General features: G+C 43.5%; 4 protein-coding genes. 2 read left to right on the plus strand and 2 right to left on the minus strand.

What is annotated here, in order from left to right; all coding sequences use genetic code 11:
- Both QUB61_RS38985 and QUB61_RS38990 read right to left on the minus strand, forming a co-directional pair.
- Positions 1 to 213: hypothetical protein (locus QUB61_RS38985; RefSeq protein ID WP_333190451.1), on the minus strand; the 213-nt coding region annotated here is incomplete at its 3' end.
- Positions 214 to 225: 12 nt separating this feature from the next.
- A complete protein-coding gene (locus tag QUB61_RS38990; RefSeq protein ID WP_333136788.1) occupies positions 226 to 1,068 on the minus strand; it encodes a Uma2 family endonuclease in 843 nt (280 codons plus the stop codon).
- Between the two features lie 105 nt (positions 1,069 to 1,173).
- Between QUB61_RS38990 and QUB61_RS38995 the strand changes: the two genes are divergently transcribed.
- Together QUB61_RS38995 and QUB61_RS39000 are read left to right on the plus strand one after the other, a co-directional pair.
- On the plus strand, positions 1,174 to 1,887 hold the full coding sequence (locus QUB61_RS38995; RefSeq protein ID WP_333136790.1) for a hypothetical protein: 714 nt from the start codon (positions 1,174 to 1,176) through the stop codon (positions 1,885 to 1,887).
- Positions 1,888 to 1,929: 42 nt separating this feature from the next.
- A complete protein-coding gene (locus tag QUB61_RS39000) occupies positions 1,930 to 2,220 on the plus strand; it encodes a transcriptional regulator (protein ID WP_333136791.1) in 291 nt (96 codons plus the stop codon).
- Positions 2,221 to 2,277 lie beyond the last annotated feature (57 nt).

The following is a 2,277-nucleotide window of genomic DNA, read 5'->3' on the forward strand; positions in this document are numbered from 1 at the left end:
TCTTCGGCCCATCCCACAAGAGTTATGTTTTCTTGTGGGATGGGCCGAAGAGCCCGTCCTATTTATTTTTGCAAGAGGTCTAATTTCCTCGGGTGCTGGTTTTGCGGGAACAGATTGTACGGGTTTTTTGACGTACAACAATCCGCCGACTGCACAAAGGACGATCGTAGAAATACCAGCAATTCGAGAAAAGAGATTTGGTTTCTGAATCATGAAAGTTAACTGTCAGCCCAATCTCTGTACATCTTCCACCGACAGCGACAGCGCCTGAGCCACTTGCTCTACAGTTAAACCCATTGCCAACAGTTGGGGAATAGCATCCCGTTGGGTTTGTTCTGCGCGATCGGCCCTTTGGCGTTCCTGTTCGGTATGGAGGCGTTCTAGTTTAGCTTGTTCGCTACCAGTTAACAACAAATTCCCCTGATTATCCCACCAACGCAACCATCGCTGATGCTGATTTTGATAGCTACCTTCCCACACACCTAACTCTACTCCCATCAGGTCGATCGGATAATGCCCGCGATCGTTCGGTTGCAAACGGCGATAGCGAGTATTCACCCAGTTATAGACTTCCAATTCGCTCGTTTTAATGATGTAAATCGCATAGTAAGGAATGCGAATAATCTGCTCGTATACCCAAAACTTTCCTGGTTTCTGGTTGATACCTTCTGGTAAGCGAGATAAAGGAGTATTATCTCGTTCTTCAGCCCCATTTCCACTTGCAAATTCGATCGCAATCAATGGCACAATATACTCGCGCCAAATCACGTAAGAGCGGCGAATTTCCCCATCTATTAGGGGCGGAACGTTGGGAACGTAGAACCAGTCAGGCGCTTCGGCTCCCTTTTCTGGAGGGTCGGTTTCGCGCCAGTAAATGCCACAATCTTGCCCGATCGCATATTGTCCGTCCGGGTGGAGGGTTTGCAGTGTAGTTTCCAGGGAGTCGGTGAGTAAGATACTCTGGGGATGTGCTAGAAAGTTATGTACAAAAGTGCCGTCGGAGTCAGGTAGTTGGGTGTGATCGGGAAAAGCGGGGGGTAATGTTGTGGGGTTGAGGCTTTGGGTCATGTCAGCTATCCGATGGTGAAAGGACAGATGCTTTATTAATTAGAGCATAGCGATCGCCGATTGGGAGGCTTTATACTGTTTGATACGTTTTATGAGGATAGATCGATGAGTGGGAAACGTTGGATTCAATACTTCACATCCGTCAGAACTGAAATTAATTTTCTCCTTGGAGCTTGCCTCACTACTGTTATTGCGATCGATTTTATTTTCTCAAATGTTCCTGAAGTGTTTCAAGGCGGAGCTAAACTCGGAGCAATCGTTGATAGACTGTGCTTGTCTTATATATCAAGCTACATATTCTTTTTCCTTGTTGTCCATATAAAAAGTCAAAAAGACAAAGAGAATCTGTATCCATATATAGCAAAAAAAAACGATCGAATTATTGGCGATGCCAAGAGTATGATTGAATACTTTAAACAACAAGCTAGCTGCCAATTAGAAGACAAGTATCCTGCCTTATCTGAAGTAGAAGAAATGTGTCGTTCGATCGCTCCACATGGTAAATCACCTCTAATTATTCGAGATTTAGGAAATTATGCTACTTGGCTTGAATATTTGAACTATTCCAAAAGACGAACTGAGGAAAGTATCTCAAAAATCTACCTAAAAATGCAGTTTTTGGATTCTGAATACTTGGGATTAGTCGTTAACATTCAAGATTGTAATCTTTTTTGGATAATTAACGATTTGAGTGGTATGACATCTCGAATAACTAACACGGATTTATCATTTATTGCCAAGGAAATACATCAATATTTTGAGTATGTAAAGCTTTTAGAGGAGTATGCAGATCGGAAACTCAAAGATTACAAGGATTGATGGAATATATTGTACAGAAATCGTCTAGACAGAGGTGAATGTATGGAATTGCACCCAATTAGAAATGAAACTGACTATCAGGAAGCCCTTCGAGAAATCGAGTTACTGTTTAATGCAGCCCCAAACACTTCTGAGTACGATCGATTAGATATCCTCAGCACCTTAGTGGAAGCCTACGAGAAGAAACACATTCCGATCGCAATCCCCGATCCGATCGAAGCGATTGATTATTACATGGAAACTCGCGGATGGTCTCGTCGCGATTTGGAGTCATGTCTCGGTAGTCGGGCTAGGGTATCCGAGGTTTTATCTCTTGACACTCCCCGGCTTTGAAAGCGCGGGGATTCTTGGTTCTGCGACAGACCTTAAAACTATCTATCCTTGCGGCAA

Source organism: Microcoleus sp. C2D2, from assembly GCF_036702495.1.
Taxonomy (GTDB): domain Bacteria; phylum Cyanobacteriota; class Cyanobacteriia; order Cyanobacteriales; family Microcoleaceae; genus Microcoleus.

Excerpts from the sequence above, each read along its gene's own strand:
- QUB61_RS38995 (WP_333136790.1), top strand. The coding sequence starts at position 1,174 with ATGAGTGGGAAACGTTGGATTCAATACTTCACATCCGTCAGAACTGAA.
- QUB61_RS38990 (WP_333136788.1), bottom strand. The coding sequence starts at position 1,068 with ATGACCCAAAGCCTCAACCCCACAACATTACCCCCCGCTTTTCCCGAT.
- QUB61_RS39000 (WP_333136791.1), top strand. The coding sequence starts at position 1,930 with ATGGAATTGCACCCAATTAGAAATGAAACTGACTATCAGGAAGCCCTT.